Source organism: Clostridium brassicae (assembly GCF_026738875.1).
Classification (GTDB): Bacteria; Bacillota; Clostridia; order Clostridiales; family Clostridiaceae; genus Clostridium_H; species Clostridium_H brassicae.
Map to the genome: position 1 here is coordinate 1 of NZ_JAPQFJ010000026.1, position 16,492 is coordinate 16,492.

Consider the following 16,492-nt stretch of genomic DNA (forward strand, 5'->3'; position numbering starts at 1 on the left):
TTGAGAAACATTGTAAAATGCAGGCTCATCGCCTTAAAACCGATGTTGCGTAGCAATAAAAAAGCACCAGATTTTTCTGGTGCTAATAATTAAACTATTTTAGGACATTTTCAAAAACAGTTGACACCTTTTTTATAAATTATTTTCTTTTTCTTTTACTTCCTTTTCAACCTTTTCGATGAATTCATCTAAATTCATAGCTCCAAGGTCTCCACCATCTCTACTTCTTACAGCTATAGTATTATCATTCATTTCTTTTTCACCAAGTACAAGCATATATGGTATTTTTTCAAGTTGAGCTTCTCTTATCTTATATCCTATTTTTTCTGCTCTATGATCAACTTCAACTCTTATTCCTTTTTCAAATAAAACATCTTTTACTTTATTAGCATATTCCATATATTTATCTGAAATTGGAAGAACTTTAACTTGAACTGGAGCAAGCCATAGTGGAAATTTACCTGCATAGTGTTCTATAAGGATACCAATAAATCTTTCTATACTACCAAAAGCAACTCTATGAATCATAACTGGTCTATGCTTTTCCCCATCTTTTCCTATATAAGTTAAGTCAAATCTTTGAGGCATTTGCATATCTAATTGAATAGTACCACATTGCCAAGTCCTTCCTATGCAATCTTCTAAATGGAAATCTATTTTTGGTCCATAGAATGCTCCATCCCCTTCATTTATTACATAATCAAGTCCTATTTCTTCTAATGCTTCTTTTAAACCATCTTCAGCAATTGCCCATTCTTCATCAGTTCCCATAGAATCTTCTGGTCTTGTTGATAATTCAACATGATATTTAAATCCAAAAGTTTTATAAACTTCATCTATAAGTTTTGCAACTCCCATTATTTCTTCCTTAATTTGTTCAGGAAGCATGAATATATGCGCATCATCTTGAGTAAATGCTCTAACTCTCATAAGTCCGTGTAGTGCTCCTGATAACTCATGTCTGTGAACCCTTCCTAATTCTGCAACACGCATTGGAAAGTCTCTATAAGAGTGAATTTGAGTTTTATAAGCAAGCATTCCCCCTGGACAGTTCATAGGTTTTATAGCATAGTCTTCTTCATCTATCTTTACTGAATACATGTTATCTTTATAATGATCCCAATGTCCTGAATTCTCCCAAAGATGTCTACTTAATATAATAGGAGTTTCTATTTCAACATACCCTGCTTTTCTATGAAGGTCTCTCCAATATTCTAAAAGTTTGTTTTTAAGTTCAACACCTTTTGGTAAGAATAATGGGAATCCTGGCCCTTCATCCGGTATTACAAATAATCCTAATTCTTTTCCTAATTTTCTATGGTCTCTCTTCTTAGCTTCTTCTAACATATGAATATATTCTTCAAGTTCACTTTTCTTTGTGAAAGCTGTGCCATATATTCTTTGAAGCATTTTATTTTTTTCATCGCCTCTCCAATATGCTCCTGCAACTGAAAGAAGTTTAACTGTCTTTACATCCTTTGTTGATGGAACGTGAGGTCCTGCACAAAGATCAACAAAATCTCCCTGTCTATAGAAAGATATTACTGCATCCTCTGGAAGATCTTGTATAAGCTCTACTTTATAATCTTCTCCTTTTTCTTTCATAAATTTAATAGCTTCTTCTCTTGGAAGTTCGAATCTTTCTAGTTGAAAATTTTCTTTTACTATTTTTTCCATTTCTTTTTCTATTTTTTCAAGTATTTCTGGAGTAAAAGAAAACTCTGCATCAAAATCATAATAGAATCCACTGTCTATAGCAGGTCCTATAGCAAGCTTTACATCTGGATATAATCTCTTAACAGCTTGAGCAAGTATATGAGATCCTGTATGTCTTAAAATCCATTTTCCATCTGCATCTTCAAAAGTTAATATTGCCAACTCACAATCTTCATTAACTTCTGTCATAAGTTCCGCTCTTTCTCCATTTATCATAGCTCCAAGAGCCTTTTTTCTAAGAGATTGGCTTATCTTACAAGCTATCTCGCTAACTTTTGATCCTTTTTCTACTTCTAAAACTTTTCCATCTTTTAAAGTTACTTTAACCATTATTTTGTCCTCCCTCAATTTTAAATTTTAATTTTGATTCTTTATAGTAATAAGGTACCTTATTTTTTCAAAAAACAAAAAACTCGTCCCAAACATGGGACGAGTATAATCGCGATTCCACCCAAATTGTAATAATATATCATTACATATAATGTAATTACCTTAGACATATCATTACCAACTCATTAGCTATAACGCCAGCTTGCGGAAATATCTACTTAATTTCAATACTCAACTCGAAGGTGGTTTTCAACAATTCTTGAACAAAGAACCTTGCAGCCGGTGAGTTCTTCTCTCTTAGAACAGAATTTTGTTTACTCTTCCTTTTCATAGTCTTTATTTAAAATGTTCTATTTCCATAAATTATATTCCCAATAATATTTTATGTCAATACCTTTTTTAAAAAATTTATATTTAATTTTGTGATTTAGAGTAAATAAGATATCACTTTATATAATTTTTTATGATATAGTCTAAAAAATATAGTTTATACTTTTAGAGGTGATTTTATCTTAGTACATTTAGAACATTCATCACAGAATTTAACCCTATCTTCAAAAACTTTTCGTATAGTTTCTATAATCTCTTTATTATTGCAATTTTCTACATGATGTAGCACTATGCTTTTAGGAGAATAAGTTATAAGTCCACTAATTATTAAATCTTCAGTACTCACATTTCCTGTATACTTTGAATCCATTATATCTGTAAGCATTTCTTTCATTATATCTTTGTTTTTCTTATCGGTTATTATATATTCACCATTTTCTTTAATAATTATATTAACTTCTTCTATCTTACTTTCTTGAACCTCAACAAAATATTTAAGAAGTTTTATAAATTCATCGTATTCTTTTTCTACCATATGTTTTTCAGCAACTTTATTAACTATGTTTTCTAAGTCTCCTGTTAATTTTTTCATTCTAAAAGTAATAAACCCCTCTATATTTATTTCATCATTCTCTTTTATACATTCTTGTATTTTTTCAATAATATCATTTTTTTTATTTAAACAATATATTTTATCCTCATCTAGTTCCCTATCTTCGTCGTTTAAAATTCTGTAACTTTTATTTGCTATTTCTTTCATATCCTCATACTTTAAGAAAAAATACGTTTCATTCAAAAAATTTTGTATTTCCTCACTACAGTATTCTTCAATAACTATTTTATATAATATATTCGCTAGATAAAAACTAAATTTATTTACTAATTTTTCATTATAATCATTATCATCACAAAATACTTTTATAAAATGAATACCATTATTTATAGATTCGGCTCTCCCTAGCGAAACATCTTTTGCTTCAAAAAATTCTATAACTTTATTGAGTTCATCTATTATCCTATCTTCATTATCTTTATAAACAATAGTATGTAATAGCATAGTATTCACTCCTTTCAAAAGTTAGTATGTGTTTAAAATACATGTATATACTAAAATTATTTTAATAAGCTTGTATTTTTTTACCTATATCTATTCATTACTTTTAACACCTACTATAACAACCACTTTTTTATTAACTAAGAACAAATTTACAGTAATTAGTACGCCTAACCCAAAAGGCTGTTGTAGACATAATTTTTATATACTATAATTTTACTTATATATTAAACATTAGTGGTTGATTCTTAAATTATGTGACTTGATTACCTAATAAGAAAATTAAAACTGGAGTGATATTTTTGAAAAAATTAATTATTGACTACAGAACATCGGATGAAGAAAAATTATCAATTTTAAATTTAGGTTATGAATATATCGAATGTCCACCTTGTTCAAAAGTATATGAAGCTATATGTGGTCATCCAGATATCCTATTACATATTATTGACAATAAAAATATACTAGTTCATAAAGATGTACAATCAGACTTTATTAAAACATTAAAGGATAGAGGCATTAACGTAAGTTCCTCTTCAAGTTCGCTAAAGTCCTCTTATCCACTAGACATTATTCTTAATGCAGTTAATACCTCAACCTTTTTTATGCATTATTTAAAATATACAGATTCCAAATTATTAAACAGTATTAAAGATGAAAAAAAATTGATAAATATTAAACAAGGATATACAAAATGCTCCACAGCAATAGTATCTTCTTCTGCTTTTATAACAAGTGATAAAGGTATAGCAAAAGCTCTTTATAACGAAAATATGGATGTACTTCTGCTTCCTCCCGGTGATATAGAACTTCCTGGACTTAATTATGGTTTTATCGGCGGATGCTGCGGATTAATTGAAGATAACATTTTAGCTTTTTTTGGAAACCTTGAATGTTATACCTATGGAAAAGAAGTACTTACTTTTTTGAAAAAGAACAAGGTTGAACCTTATTTCTTAAAAAAAGGAAGGCTTATAGATAGAGGGAGTTTGTTCGTAGTAGAATAATTTTGCTATACAAAATTATTCTATTACACACCCTTCTTTTGTATATATAGTGTGCCATCACTTTGTATCTCAATATAAAAAGCCTGTTTAATAGAATTTATTCCGGAGTTTTTTAACTGAGTATATAACCATTCTTTTGTTAAATTTAATTCTTTTAAATTGTGCTCTAGCAATTTTCCATCTACAACAAGTTCGGTAGGAATATACATATGTGAAGTAGTTACAATACTCATATCTTTTTTTGTAACTTCTTTTTCTTCTTGTTTTTTCAGAACACTTAGTTTTCCATCTGGTTCTAATATGGCATACTCTACTTCTTTGATTGAAAATATATCTTTATTTCTCAGCATCATACTTAAATCATCAAGATTTAATTGAGTAGAATAAAGAGCTTTTTCAATAATCTCTCCTTTTTTTATAATAATAGTTGGTTCTCCATCAAGTATAACGCGCAATTTAACAGATTTTAAACAAATAAATCCTATAATGCTAGTAAGCAAACACCAGCATAATAAACTTACAACGCCTTTAATAAAATATGTATTTGACTCTAATGTCATATTAGCCACAATAGAACCAATTGTAATTCCAGTTATATAGTTAAAAAAAGTTGAATGACTCATTTGTTTTTTACCTAAAATTCTAGCTATTAATAAACTAATAGAAAAAGCAATAGTGGTTTTTACTATTGTATTAAAAATCTCAATAATCATACTTATAAAAACACCTCTTTAAATTAGTATTTAATCTTAAGTTACGCTTTTACATAATACATATTATAACCATCATAAGAAACTTTAATTTTCTAGAAGACAGTTGTTAAGTACTAGGTGCCAAGAAATGAGGATTCTATTTTCATTTATACAAAAAATAAAAAATAGAGGACAAAGAACAGAGAATAGAGAGTAGTAGAGGATGATTTTGTTTTAAACAAAATCTTTAACTATATTATAGAAATTTATTTATAAAATAAATTTCAACCTATACTATTCACTATGCACTATTCCTTATTCTCTAAACAAGTACTATTTCTTTGCGTACTGAAGGTTTAATAAATAACTACATATATTTTAGAAAACCTATTCCTCAACATTATTCATTACGTCGCAATATTATTCTATTATGCCAATTTTTCAATTCCTATTCTTATTCTTCTTAAACTTTCTTCCTTGCCTAAAATTTCAGCTAGCTCAAAAGCTCCACCTGGTGAGAAACTCTTTCCTGACAAAGCTGTTCTTATAGGCCATAGAACAACACCATTCTTGACTTCCATTTCTTTTATCAAAGCAAATGTGGCATCATGAATAGCATCAAAAGTCCAATCTTGTAAGCCTTCTAAAACCGGAAGAGCTTTTTCTAATGTAACTAATGAATTTTCAGAATTAGTTTTCATCTTTTTATGAGTATATAAATCTATATCATACTCAGGTAATGCTTCAAAGAAATCTATAAATCCAGGAACTTCATTTAAAACTTCAACTCTTGTTTGTAATAATTCACTTATTTTATCCAATTTTAAAAGTTCCATGTTTTGCTTAGAAAAAACTTTTTCATAATAAGGCATAGCCATTTTGTGGAACTCTTCTTGTGGAAGTTTCTTTATGTATTCCCCATTCATCCACTTAAGTTTAACATCATCAAAAATAGCTGGAGATTTATTTATGTGTCTGTAATCAAACTTTTCTATTAACTCTTCAAGAGAGAATATTTCTTGCTCTGTTCCAGAACTCCATCCTAGTAAAGCAATAAAATTTACTACTGCATCCTTCAAATAGCCTTTAGCTAATAAATCTTCAAAAGATGCATCTCCATTTCTTTTACTTAACTTGTTATGAGCATCTTTCATTATCGGTGGGCAATGAACATATGTTGGTACAGACCATCCTAATGCATCGTATAATCTATTGTATTTTGGTGCTGAAGATAAATATTCATTTCCACGAACTACATGTGTAATTCCCATTAAGTGATCATCTACAACATTTGCAAAGTTATATGTTGGAAGACCATCAGATTTTATTAAAATCATGTCTTCTAATTCTGCATTTTCAACAGATATTGTTCCATATATCTCATCTTCAAATACAGTTTCTCCTTCACTTGGGTTCTTTTGTCTTATAACATATTCAACACCAGTAGCTAATTTTTCCTCTACTTCTTCTTTTGATAAAGTATGATATTTTGCATCAAATTTATAAGGCTTCTTCTCTTCCTCACAAATTTTAGCTACCACATCTTCCTTATCATTGAATACATAATAAGCTTCACCTTTTTCCGCTAATTCTCTAGCATAGTCAAGGTACATTCCTTTTCGCTCACTTTGAATATAAGGTCCTACTGGTCCCCCTATATCTGGACCTTCGTCATGTGTTAACCCAGTCATCTTTAACGTTCTATAGATAACATCAACCGCACCTTCTACATATCTTTCTTGATCTGTATCTTCTATTCTTAATATAAATTTTCCACCCTCATGCTTAGCTATTAAATAAGTATAAAGAGCAGTTCTTAAATTACCAATATGCATATAACCTGTTGGGCTAGGTGCAAATCTTGTTCTAACTTCTCTCATCGCCATGTTTTTCACCTCTATGTAATATTTTAAATGCCTTTCATCCCTAGTACTGGACGAAAGGCAATTTTAAACGCTATTTTTATGATATACTAAAGGCTAATTTATGTCAATAATAGAATCCTTCTATTGTCCTCTAATAAAATTCTTTCCTTGAATAAATTTCAAAAGATATTGCCAGGGAAATAATCTGTAAAATCACTGCAACTAAAAGGAAAATTAAGTGGATAGTATTTATATTATTTATTTTCGATATACTCATTAAAAAAGTATGTCCTAAACTAGATTTCACAAACTTTGTAAACAAAGTAGGAATTATCAAAAATGTTATATAAGTAGCAAAATTCAATATAGCTAATTTTTCTTTGCTAACTTTATAATATAAAGGATAGTATAAAGCATAAAATATAGTCATTACATTAAAACAAATTACAAAATCCCATATTGATATAGCATTATCTCTATAATTAAATATTACTCCAAACACATTACTTCCTACAAACATAACTAAAAAATAGAAAGCTAAATATACTATCATAGATAAATATTTTGAAAATACTATATTTCTTTTATTTATAGGCATACTATTTAAAGCAATATCAATTTTATATTTGCCATCATATCCATTGGCATACAAAAGAGATATATACACCATTAATATAAGAGACATTATATAAAGCATTCCTGGATGATGAGCTTTAGATTTTATTGCTATAAAAGACATACCTAATGCATATATAAAGAATATTATATTTATCTTCTTTGTTATTTTAAAATCTTTAATAATCAGATTGAACACTTCAGCCACCCTCCTTTATAATTCTTTTTTTTCATAAATGCCTATAGAAATGAAAATTGAGAGTATAAATACACATACCATAATAACTAACACTATGCCATTCAAAAACGTGGAACTGCTATTGAAAATACTTTTTATTTTCAAAATCAATCCTGTACTTACTTCACCATATAGTGAATTAGCTATAGCAAAGAATCCAAAGTAAATTGCAAAAGAAATTATCTTACCTACTCTATACCCTTTTGTAAAATATAAGGGAAAATTTAATGAACACATTAAAAATACAGCTATCATAGACTTACTTATGACATTAAGATTAATATAATCTAAGTTTTCAAAAATACCTATATAAGATATTAATCCTCCTAATACACCAGTAAAAACAAGAGCTACTATAGTATATAAAATTATTGATACATATTTTGCTAAAACTATATCTTTCCTTTTTATAGGAAGGGAGTTTATAATATAATCCCCTTTAAGTCTATCATCAAAAGAAAATGAAGCCGCTGCTATAAAATAAGCCATAGTAGACACTATTATAATATATTTATTATTTGAAGGAAGATAACTTTCTGAAGTTATTACTATTATGAAAAAATACACAATGAATACCCATAAAGTCCTCTTATTAACATTTAAAGCTAAATCTTTTTTTATTAAATTAATCATTTTTTTGCCTCCTGGAATTACAAAGTATCAAGTTACTTGATTCATATAAATAAAGTAGTATTAATCTACTCATTACATTAAACATAAAAGCATCTTCAGATGATTTCGTAACTTGTAAGTTTTAGATATTCTTCACACTATAGACCATAATATCTTCTAAAGAAGGCTTCTCTATTAAAACTTGATTTTTAAATAGTTTTTTGATCTTCTCCACATTATCTGTAAGAGCTTCAAATCCAAAGGAATTTTCTTTTACACTTATAAATTCTTTTCTAGTGGAGCTGTTTAAGATATCTAGCCCTCCTTTTACCACACCATAACTTTCCATTATTTCATCCTTTGATTTTGAAAAAACTATATTCCCCTTATTTATAAAAGTTATATAATCAGCTATTTTTTCAAGATCCGTAGTTATATGAGTCGAAAAGAAAACACTCTTTTTTTCATCTTGAATAAGCGATGAAAGTATATCTAAAATTTCACTTCTAAATACAGGATCAAGACCTGATGTAGGTTCATCCATTATTATAAGTTCAGCATTGTGAGATAATGCTATTGCAAGAGCAAACTTCATTTTCATTCCCTTTGAAAGCTCTTTTATTCTTTTCTTAGAATCTAGATTGAATTCTCTAATATACCCCTTAAAAGCTTTTTCATCCCATTTAGAATAAAAAGGGGCAACTATATTTTTCATTGTTTCTATAGTTAACTCTTCATAGTAGTAATTTTCATCATATACAAACCCAATTTTGTTCTTAACTTCTATTTCATTTTCAATATTATCAACTCCAAATATTTTTATATCCCCACCATCTCTACGAATCAAATTCATAATAAGCTTTATAGTTGTACTTTTTCCTGCACCGTTAGGCCCTATAAATCCCATAATATAGCCTCTCTCAAGATTAAAACTTATATCATTTAAAGTAAAGTCTCCGTACTCTTTTCTTAACTTTTCTACCTCTAATATCTTTTCCATATTAACTCCCTCTTTCTTATTTTTATTCTTTAATCTCCAAATCCTTTGTTTAAAAATTAGTACCTTATTAATCATTGCTAATCGCTACTATTTATTGCTTATCAGAAACTAATTTCCTTTCTAATTAGTTTCTTCAAAAAGTATTTTAATCATTTCTACAATTTCATCAAAATTAAGATTTATCATTTTGCTTTCATTTACTACTTCTAAAAGTTTCTCTTCTATTATCTTAAGCTTTTGCTCCATCAAGAACTCCTTGTTCTGTGAGGCTACAAAAGATCCTTTACCTGCAACTGTTTCTATAAATCCCTCTGTTTCAAGCTCCGAGTAAGCTCGTTTTGTAGTAATTACACTTATTTGCAACTCTTTTGCTAAACTTCTTATAGACGGAAGCCCTTCACCTTCTTCAAGAGTACCATCTATAATTTGAGATTTTATACTATTCTTTATCTGCTCATAAATTGGCTCTCCTGAAGAATTTGAAATTATTATTTTCATAATTTATATATAGTAAGAAAGCACCTATATTTTATCTGGTATCTAACTTTCTCACTTACTCCTTTCTACTAAATTTCTCCCATGATCATGATATACAATATCTAAAATAATACTATGTAAAATCCATTCACAACAAATGAAAAACTCAAAAGTATTTTATTATAGTTCTGTACATAGCGTATATACTGTATATGTTGTATATATACAGTATATACGCTATTCTATTTATGTGTCAATATATTTTTTTATTTTAAAGCATTTTTTTAGATAAATTGTAATTGACTAATTTTTTTATAAAGTTAGAGTATAATTAATTATATAAGCTTAATTAATTCCAGTAGTAAAACAACTATATTACTAAGGAATTTTTATTTCATATATATAAATTACCTTTAAACTACTAATATAGATTTTAATAGCTGATATAATCATCTAAATCAAAACAACTAATCTAATGGGGGATAAAAATGAATAACAAATCTAAAACATTTTTTATAATTTTTTTATTTTTATTTACATTAAGTTTTTGTATTTTCCAAGGAGAAAAATCTAGCTTAGCCATAGAAAAAAATCTTTTAATAACTACACAAAAATCTAATATACATAACACTATACTTGCTAATAACATATACCTTAATCAAATGGAAAATACAAACAGCAACATAGGCCAAAAATACTACGAGAGTGATAGAATTGTTCAGTTACTAAAAATTATAATGAGCTTTATTGTACCTGCTTTAATCTTATTTACAGGTTTTTCTTCTAAACTAGGCCATTTTTCACAAAAAATAGGTAGAAATTTATTTTTAACTGCTGGTATTTACGGAATCTTGTATACTCTAATTGATAATTTACTAAATTTACCTTTAACTTTTTATGGTTCTTATGTACAAAGCCATATATTTGGTATTTCTCATCAACCTTTTGTAAGTTGGATAAAAAGTTATTCTTTAGAGTTATTACTTACATCTTGTGGCTTATTATTTTTGCTATGGATTCCCTATAAGCTTATAAAAAACCATCCTAAAAGATGGTGGATTTATACAGGCATACTTATTATACCTGTAACTTTATTTATCTACTTAGCACAACCAGTAATAATAGATCCTTTATTTAACGATTTTAAACCTTTAGATGATAAAACTGTTGAGAGAAGTTTAATAGAACTAACTAAAAAAGCCAACATAGAAAATTGTAAAATTCTTCAGATAGATAAAAGTAAAGATACTAATATGATTAATGCCTATATGACAGGCATAGGAAGTTCCAAAAGAATTGTTTTATGGGATACAGCTATAAAGTCTCTTAACTTGAGAGAGCTACGTTTTATAATGGCTCATGAAATAGGTCATTATGTCTTAGGACACATTAAGAAATTAGTTGTTGTAGATATAATTATTACCTTTATAGTATTATACATAATAAGCAAACTAGCTCCTCCTTTAATAAATAAATATAGTAAAAAATTAAGATTTAAGGAACTCTATAATGTAGCTTCTTACCCAATTGCTATAATTATAATAAATTTTTGTTTTTTATTTATAACACCTTCCATGAATGCTTATTCCTGTTACATGGAACGTCAAGCGGACAATTTTGCTTTAGAAATAACCCAAGATAAAGAGGCTGGAATTTCCGCTTTTGATAAACTAGCTCGAAATGGATTTGTAATTCCAAGTCCAGACCCATTATATAAACTTTGGAAATACGATCATCCACCTATAAATGAAAGGGTTGAACATTTTAAAAAATATAAACAACATAAAGAATAAACTTGAAAGTACATTCTTAAATTTAATATAATGATAAAATCAGTGAAATAAAACTATAGGATATAAAAAATCTATAGTTTTATTTTTTATATCCTATAATCTTTTAGTTTTGCACTTTTCATCTTTAAAAATTTCCAACTCTGTATACTCTACTACTATGTCTAACACTGCTAAAATCAAATATCGTATATTGCTAATGACATTGTTATATAAAAATAGTATACTATTTATTATAACTGTTCACTTATATACTTTATAAAATTCAACAACTAAACTTAGAAAAGGAGATTACTATGTTATATAAAAGTACTTATGGAGAACATAAAAAAGATCCTGTTTGTTATTTATTCATAATTGCTTTATTAGGAATAATATGTAGCGGATTTTTTGCAACAAAAATGAGAGATAGCTTTCAAACTCAAGGAGGCAGTATTGATATACAGGTAGCAAATGCAGTAAATGGAATAAGAACTGAGGCCTTTAATAAATTGTTTATTTTTATAAGTAGAAGCGGAGATACTTCAATAGCTATTGTAATGACTATAATAATAATTGGCTTTTTATATTACAAAAGAATGATAAAGGAAGCTGCTTTCTATGCTATAAATATGTTAGGTACTGCCTTAATAAGCCAAGGATTAAAGATGCTTATTAAAAGGCCTAGACCAAAAATAGAATGGCTAGTAGACATTTCAAAATATACTCATGTTGGAAAATACAGTTTTCCAAGTGGACATACAATGATAGCTATGTCTGGAGCATTAGTTCTTATTTATTTTATTTTATCTATGGTAAAAAACACAGCCCTATCGATAATTACAAGTATTTTTATCTTTGTCTATGCTTTATTAATTGGTATTAGCAGAATATATGTAGGTGTGCATTATCTTAGTGACGTTTTAGCAGGTTGCGCTATATCTACTATATGGGTATTTTTAATACTTCTCATTTATAGAAAATTATATAAATAATACATAACTCAATTTCATTCTATTATTACTAACTATAAATAAAAAACCTACAAAGGCACTATAAAGTAAAAAGTGACTTTGTAGGTTTTTATGTTTAAACTTTAATAGTAAATAAACTACTTTTATTAAAAAGCTGTTTAAGCACACAACATTGTTTATAAACAATGTTCTTATTCGTATGACAAAAATTATAAGACTGTTATACTTAGTTGTAAAATCTATAAATGCTATAACCTTAAGAAATTATAACTATGATACAGCAAAAGAGTCTTAGTACATACTAAGACTCTCTATGGATATGGAGGCGCCACCCGGATTTGAACCGGGGATCGAGGCTTTGCAGGCCCATGCCTTACCACTTGGCTATAGCGCCATATACATTTTTTAATTCAACTGATCTTTTATTTTAAATTTGGAGGCGCCACCCGGATTTGAACCGGGGATCAAGGCTTTGCAGGCCCATGCCTTACCGCTTGGCTATAGCGCCTCATTCAAAAATATTTTCAAGACTTTAATGGAGCGGAAGACGAGATTCGAACTCGCGACGTTCACCTTGGCAAGGTGACGCTCTACCACTGAGCCACTCCCGCATTTTGGTGGCTTCAACTGGAATCGAACCAGTGACACGAGGATTTTCAGTCCTCTGCTCTACCGACTGAGCTATGAAGCCATTTGGCGACCTAGAAGGGACTCGAACCCTCGACCCCCGGCGTGACAGGCCGGTACTCTAACCAACTGAGCCACTAGGCCATATGTGGTGGGCACAACAGGGCTCGAACCTGTGACCCCCTGCTTGTAAGGCAGATGCTCTCCCAGCTGAGCTATGCGCCCACATTGTCTTGGCTTTCTTTCAGCGACAATTTATATTATATATTTTTTAGTTGATTTTGTCAAGACTTTTTTATTTTTCTTGACTCATCTCCTACTTTTTCAGAAGCTTTTAATCAACCCCTGAACGCATTACTATAATATAAAATTCTAAGAAAAAAGTCAATATACCAATCTAGTATTATACTTATTTATATGGATTTTACATCATTATATTCCATGTTTCTCTATTTTACTTGCATATTTAGCCGCACTTCTGTTCTGAATATACAGTAAATTCTTACTTATAATCACTAATTAATGTTCCAAGTTAAAACAAATCCACCCTCATGATTTTCACCTTCAACTTTAATAGTATATGTATCTGCTTTATCTATTTTTACTGACTTGCTTTTTTCTATTTTAGCTACAGTATTATCTTGTGAATCTATAACTTTAGCTGAAACCCTTCCTTTAACAGTATTTATCTCAAAATCAAATTTTATATCCTCACCTTTTTCAAATTTTACTTTTTTAAAATAATTTCCTGTAAAACTTCCATAACTTCCATTTATACTATTATCCGATGCTTTAATGTCTCCCTCATTGATTTTATAGCTTCCACCAGAACATCCCATTAATAGGCATATAATAAGAAATAACATCATAGATAAACTTCTTCTTAAACGCACATTATCTCCCCCTTTAAATTCATAATTTAAAAGTTTAGATATGTTCCATTACAATTGAAAACATATCATTAATCTAAATAGAAATTATTAATATATAATTATATATTAATAATTATACCACTAACTCTGATTAAATGTAATATAATGGAAATGTTTTTAAATAGTAATATCTTATATTTTCTACATATTCAAAAAAGAAGAGATAAAATCTTTTTTTAATTAGATTTTATCTCTTCTTTTATTTATCATTCTCCGATTAAGCTATAATATTTTAAATTCACTACTCATCAAATAAATGACACGCAACAAAGTGATCATCTTCAACTTCTTTTAATTCTGGTCTTTGCTCATGACATATTTCTTTAGCATATTTACATCTTGCAGCAAATCTACATCCTGGTTTTGGATTTATAGGACTAGGCACCTCTCCCTCTAACATTATTCTTTGCCTTGTCTTTTCAACTTCTGGATCTGGCACAGGAATAGCTGAAAGAAGTGCTTGCGTATAAGGATGAAGTGGCTTGTCATATAACTTTCCACTACTTGTTAATTCAACCATCGTACCTAAATACATAACTCCAACTCTATCCGATATATGTTTAACCATAGATAAATCATGCGCAATAAACAAGTAAGTTAAACCAAATTCCTCTTGGAGTTTAATCAATAGGTTAACAACCTGTGCCTGAATTGAAACATCTAATGCTGAAATAGGCTCATCACAGACAATAAATTTTGGTTCAACAGCTAAAGCTCTAGCTATACCTATTCTTTGCCTTTGTCCACCTGAAAACTCATGTGGGAATCTTGACGCATGTTCTCTATTTAAACCTACTAATTCCAACAATTCATATATTTTATTTGTTCTTTCTTCTCCAGTATATATTCCATGTATATCTATTCCTTCTGATATTATATCTCCTACAGTCATTCTCGGATTCAATGATGCATATGGATCTTGGAATATAATTTGAGCATTTTTAGTAAATTCTTTTTTATCCTTACCTTTAAGGCTATGAATATCTACACCTTCAAATAAAACTTCTCCCTCAGTAGCTTCATAAAGACCTAATACAGTTCTACCACAAGTAGTTTTACCACATCCAGATTCTCCAACTAACCCTAAAGTTTCACCTTTTCTTATATTAAAACTTACATCGTCAACTGCTTTTAATACAGCATTTTTTCCAACTTTAAAATGTTTCTTTAAGTTTTTTACTTGTATAAAATCTTCATCATTTTTATTGTTATTTAAATTATCTTTACTCATTATTTTGCACCTCCAATACCAACTGGTGTTTCTACCTTAGGTGCCATAGGATGTTGAAGCCAACAACTTACTTCATGAGTATCTGTTAATTTTGTAGCTTCTGGCATTTGCTCTTTACATATTTTCATACAATATTCACATCTTGAAGCAAATGGACATCCAACTGGCGGTTTAATTAAATCCGGTGGTGTTCCCCTTAATGAGTAAAGCGTATCTTTATTTTTTGTTTCCAATCTAGGAACTGATTGAAGTAATGCCCATGTATATGGGTGCTTAGGATTATCAAACAATTCATCTGTTGTTGCTCTTTCTATGATCTGTCCTGCATACATTACTTGGATTTTATGGGCTATACTAGCAACAACTCCAAGATCATGAGTTATTAATATAATAGCTGTTCCTAACTTTTTCTGAAGATCGTTCATAAGCTCCATTATTTGAGCTTGAATTGTAACATCCAATGCCGTAGTAGGTTCATCTGCAATTAAAACTTTTGGATCACAAGCAAGGGCTATAGCTATCATAGCTCTTTGTCTCATACCTCCTGAAAATTCATGAGGGTATTGGTTAACCCTTTGATCAGGGTTTGGTATTCCAACAAGTCTTAACATTTCTACTGCTTCTTTAAGAGCATCTTCTTTCTTCATTCCTCTATGAATGATTAAACTTTCAGCTATTTGCTTACCTATTTTCATTGTTGGATTTAAAGAAGTCATAGGATCTTGGAAAATCATACTTATTTCTCCACCTCTAACACTTCTTAATTCCTTATCAGACATAGCTAATATATCTTTTCCATCAAATAATATTTTTGATCCTTCTTTTATCTCTCCTGGCGGAGTAGGTATTAATCTCATTAAACTTTTAGATGTTACACTTTTTCCACAACCAGACTCTCCAACTATAGCCAAAGTTTCCCCTTTTTCTAAGTCAAAGCTTACTCCTCTAACTGATTGAACTTCACCAGCATACGTGTGGAAAGAAACTTTTAAATCTTTTACTTCTAATAATTTATCCATTGTC

At 29.1% G+C, this 16,492-nt stretch carries 14 protein-coding genes, 6 tRNA genes and 1 other annotated feature; of the genes, 3 read left to right on the forward strand and 17 right to left on the reverse strand.

Translation table 11 applies throughout. From position 1 onward, the window contains the following. Positions 1-132: 132 nt before the first annotated feature. Positions 133-2,046: a threonine--tRNA ligase gene (gene thrS / locus OW729_RS17205; RefSeq protein WP_268062789.1), complete on the reverse strand. Its 1,914-nt coding sequence runs from the start codon at positions 2,044-2,046 to the stop codon at positions 133-135. 92 nt (positions 2,047-2,138) lie between these two features. Further along, positions 2,139-2,386, reverse strand: a binding site (T-box leader). A 147-nt stretch (positions 2,387-2,533) separates the two neighbouring features. Next, on the reverse strand, positions 2,534-3,433 hold the full coding sequence (gene ytxC, locus OW729_RS17210) for a putative sporulation protein YtxC (protein ID WP_268062790.1): 900 nt from the start codon (positions 3,431-3,433) through the stop codon (positions 2,534-2,536). Between the two features lie 299 nt (positions 3,434-3,732). Between ytxC and OW729_RS17215 the strand changes: the two genes are divergently transcribed. After that, positions 3,733-4,437 carry a DUF6873 family GME fold protein gene (locus OW729_RS17215; RefSeq protein ID WP_268062791.1) on the forward strand — a complete coding sequence of 235 codons (705 nt, stop codon included), beginning with the start codon at positions 3,733-3,735 and terminating at the stop codon, positions 4,435-4,437. A 23-nt stretch (positions 4,438-4,460) separates the two neighbouring features. Here OW729_RS17215 and OW729_RS17220 read toward each other — a convergent pair whose 3' ends face one another. The 6 genes from OW729_RS17220 to OW729_RS17245 form a co-directional block, all read right to left on the reverse strand. Next, a complete protein-coding gene (locus OW729_RS17220; protein ID WP_268062792.1) occupies positions 4,461-5,150 on the reverse strand; it encodes a YetF domain-containing protein in 690 nt (229 codons plus the stop codon). Between the two features lie 407 nt (positions 5,151-5,557). Further along, positions 5,558-7,015, reverse strand: coding sequence for a glutamate--tRNA ligase (gene gltX / locus OW729_RS17225; protein ID WP_268062793.1), 1,458 nt, complete (start codon positions 7,013-7,015; stop codon positions 5,558-5,560). A gap of 130 nt (positions 7,016-7,145) precedes the next feature. Further along, a complete protein-coding gene (locus OW729_RS17230) occupies positions 7,146-7,808 on the reverse strand; it encodes an ABC-2 transporter permease (RefSeq protein WP_268062794.1) in 663 nt (220 codons plus the stop codon). Between the two features lie 15 nt (positions 7,809-7,823). Further along, positions 7,824-8,480 (reverse strand): ABC-2 transporter permease, encoded by a 657-nt coding sequence (locus tag OW729_RS17235; protein WP_268062795.1) that lies wholly within the window; start codon positions 8,478-8,480, stop codon positions 7,824-7,826. Between the two features lie 121 nt (positions 8,481-8,601). After that, a complete protein-coding gene (locus OW729_RS17240) occupies positions 8,602-9,459 on the reverse strand; it encodes an ABC transporter ATP-binding protein (RefSeq protein ID WP_268062796.1) in 858 nt (285 codons plus the stop codon). A gap of 120 nt (positions 9,460-9,579) precedes the next feature. Next, a complete protein-coding gene (locus OW729_RS17245; protein ID WP_268062797.1) occupies positions 9,580-9,957 on the reverse strand; it encodes a GntR family transcriptional regulator in 378 nt (125 codons plus the stop codon). A gap of 467 nt (positions 9,958-10,424) precedes the next feature. On the opposite strand from OW729_RS17245, the gene OW729_RS17250 reads away from it, so the two are divergent. Next, positions 10,425-11,729 carry a M48 family metallopeptidase gene (locus OW729_RS17250; protein ID WP_268062798.1) on the forward strand — a complete coding sequence of 435 codons (1,305 nt, stop codon included), beginning with the start codon at positions 10,425-10,427 and terminating at the stop codon, positions 11,727-11,729. 293 nt (positions 11,730-12,022) lie between these two features. Next, positions 12,023-12,700 carry a phosphatase PAP2 family protein gene (locus OW729_RS17255; protein ID WP_268062799.1) on the forward strand — a complete coding sequence of 226 codons (678 nt, stop codon included), beginning with the start codon at positions 12,023-12,025 and terminating at the stop codon, positions 12,698-12,700. Positions 12,701-12,999: 299 nt separating this feature from the next. On the opposite strand, the gene OW729_RS17260 is transcribed toward OW729_RS17255, so the two are convergent. The 9 genes from OW729_RS17260 to OW729_RS17300 all read right to left on the reverse strand — a co-directional run bounded on the left by OW729_RS17260 (position 13,000) and on the right by OW729_RS17300 (position 16,488). After that, positions 13,000-13,073: transfer RNA gene (locus OW729_RS17260), tRNA-Cys, on the reverse strand. A 40-nt stretch (positions 13,074-13,113) separates the two neighbouring features. Further along, positions 13,114-13,187: transfer RNA gene (locus tag OW729_RS17265), tRNA-Cys, on the reverse strand. 28 nt (positions 13,188-13,215) lie between these two features. Next, positions 13,216-13,290 (reverse strand) — tRNA-Gly (locus tag OW729_RS17270). Between the two features lie 4 nt (positions 13,291-13,294). After that, a tRNA-Phe gene (locus OW729_RS17275) sits at positions 13,295-13,370 on the reverse strand. 3 nt (positions 13,371-13,373) lie between these two features. Continuing rightward, positions 13,374-13,450, reverse strand: a tRNA-Asp gene (locus OW729_RS17280). Between the two features lie 5 nt (positions 13,451-13,455). After that, positions 13,456-13,531: transfer RNA gene (locus tag OW729_RS17285), tRNA-Val, on the reverse strand. Positions 13,532-13,821: 290 nt separating this feature from the next. Then, positions 13,822-14,199 (reverse strand): hypothetical protein, encoded by a 378-nt coding sequence (locus OW729_RS17290; RefSeq protein WP_268062800.1) that lies wholly within the window; start codon positions 14,197-14,199, stop codon positions 13,822-13,824. Between the two features lie 280 nt (positions 14,200-14,479). Beyond that, positions 14,480-15,469, reverse strand: coding sequence for an ABC transporter ATP-binding protein (locus OW729_RS17295; protein WP_268062801.1), 990 nt, complete (start codon positions 15,467-15,469; stop codon positions 14,480-14,482). Then, complete coding sequence (locus OW729_RS17300) at positions 15,469-16,488, reverse strand: ABC transporter ATP-binding protein (RefSeq protein ID WP_268062802.1); 1,020 nt, start codon at positions 16,486-16,488, stop codon at positions 15,469-15,471. Before OW729_RS17300 ends, OW729_RS17295 begins: the two co-directional genes overlap by 1 nt. Positions 16,489-16,492 lie beyond the last annotated feature (4 nt).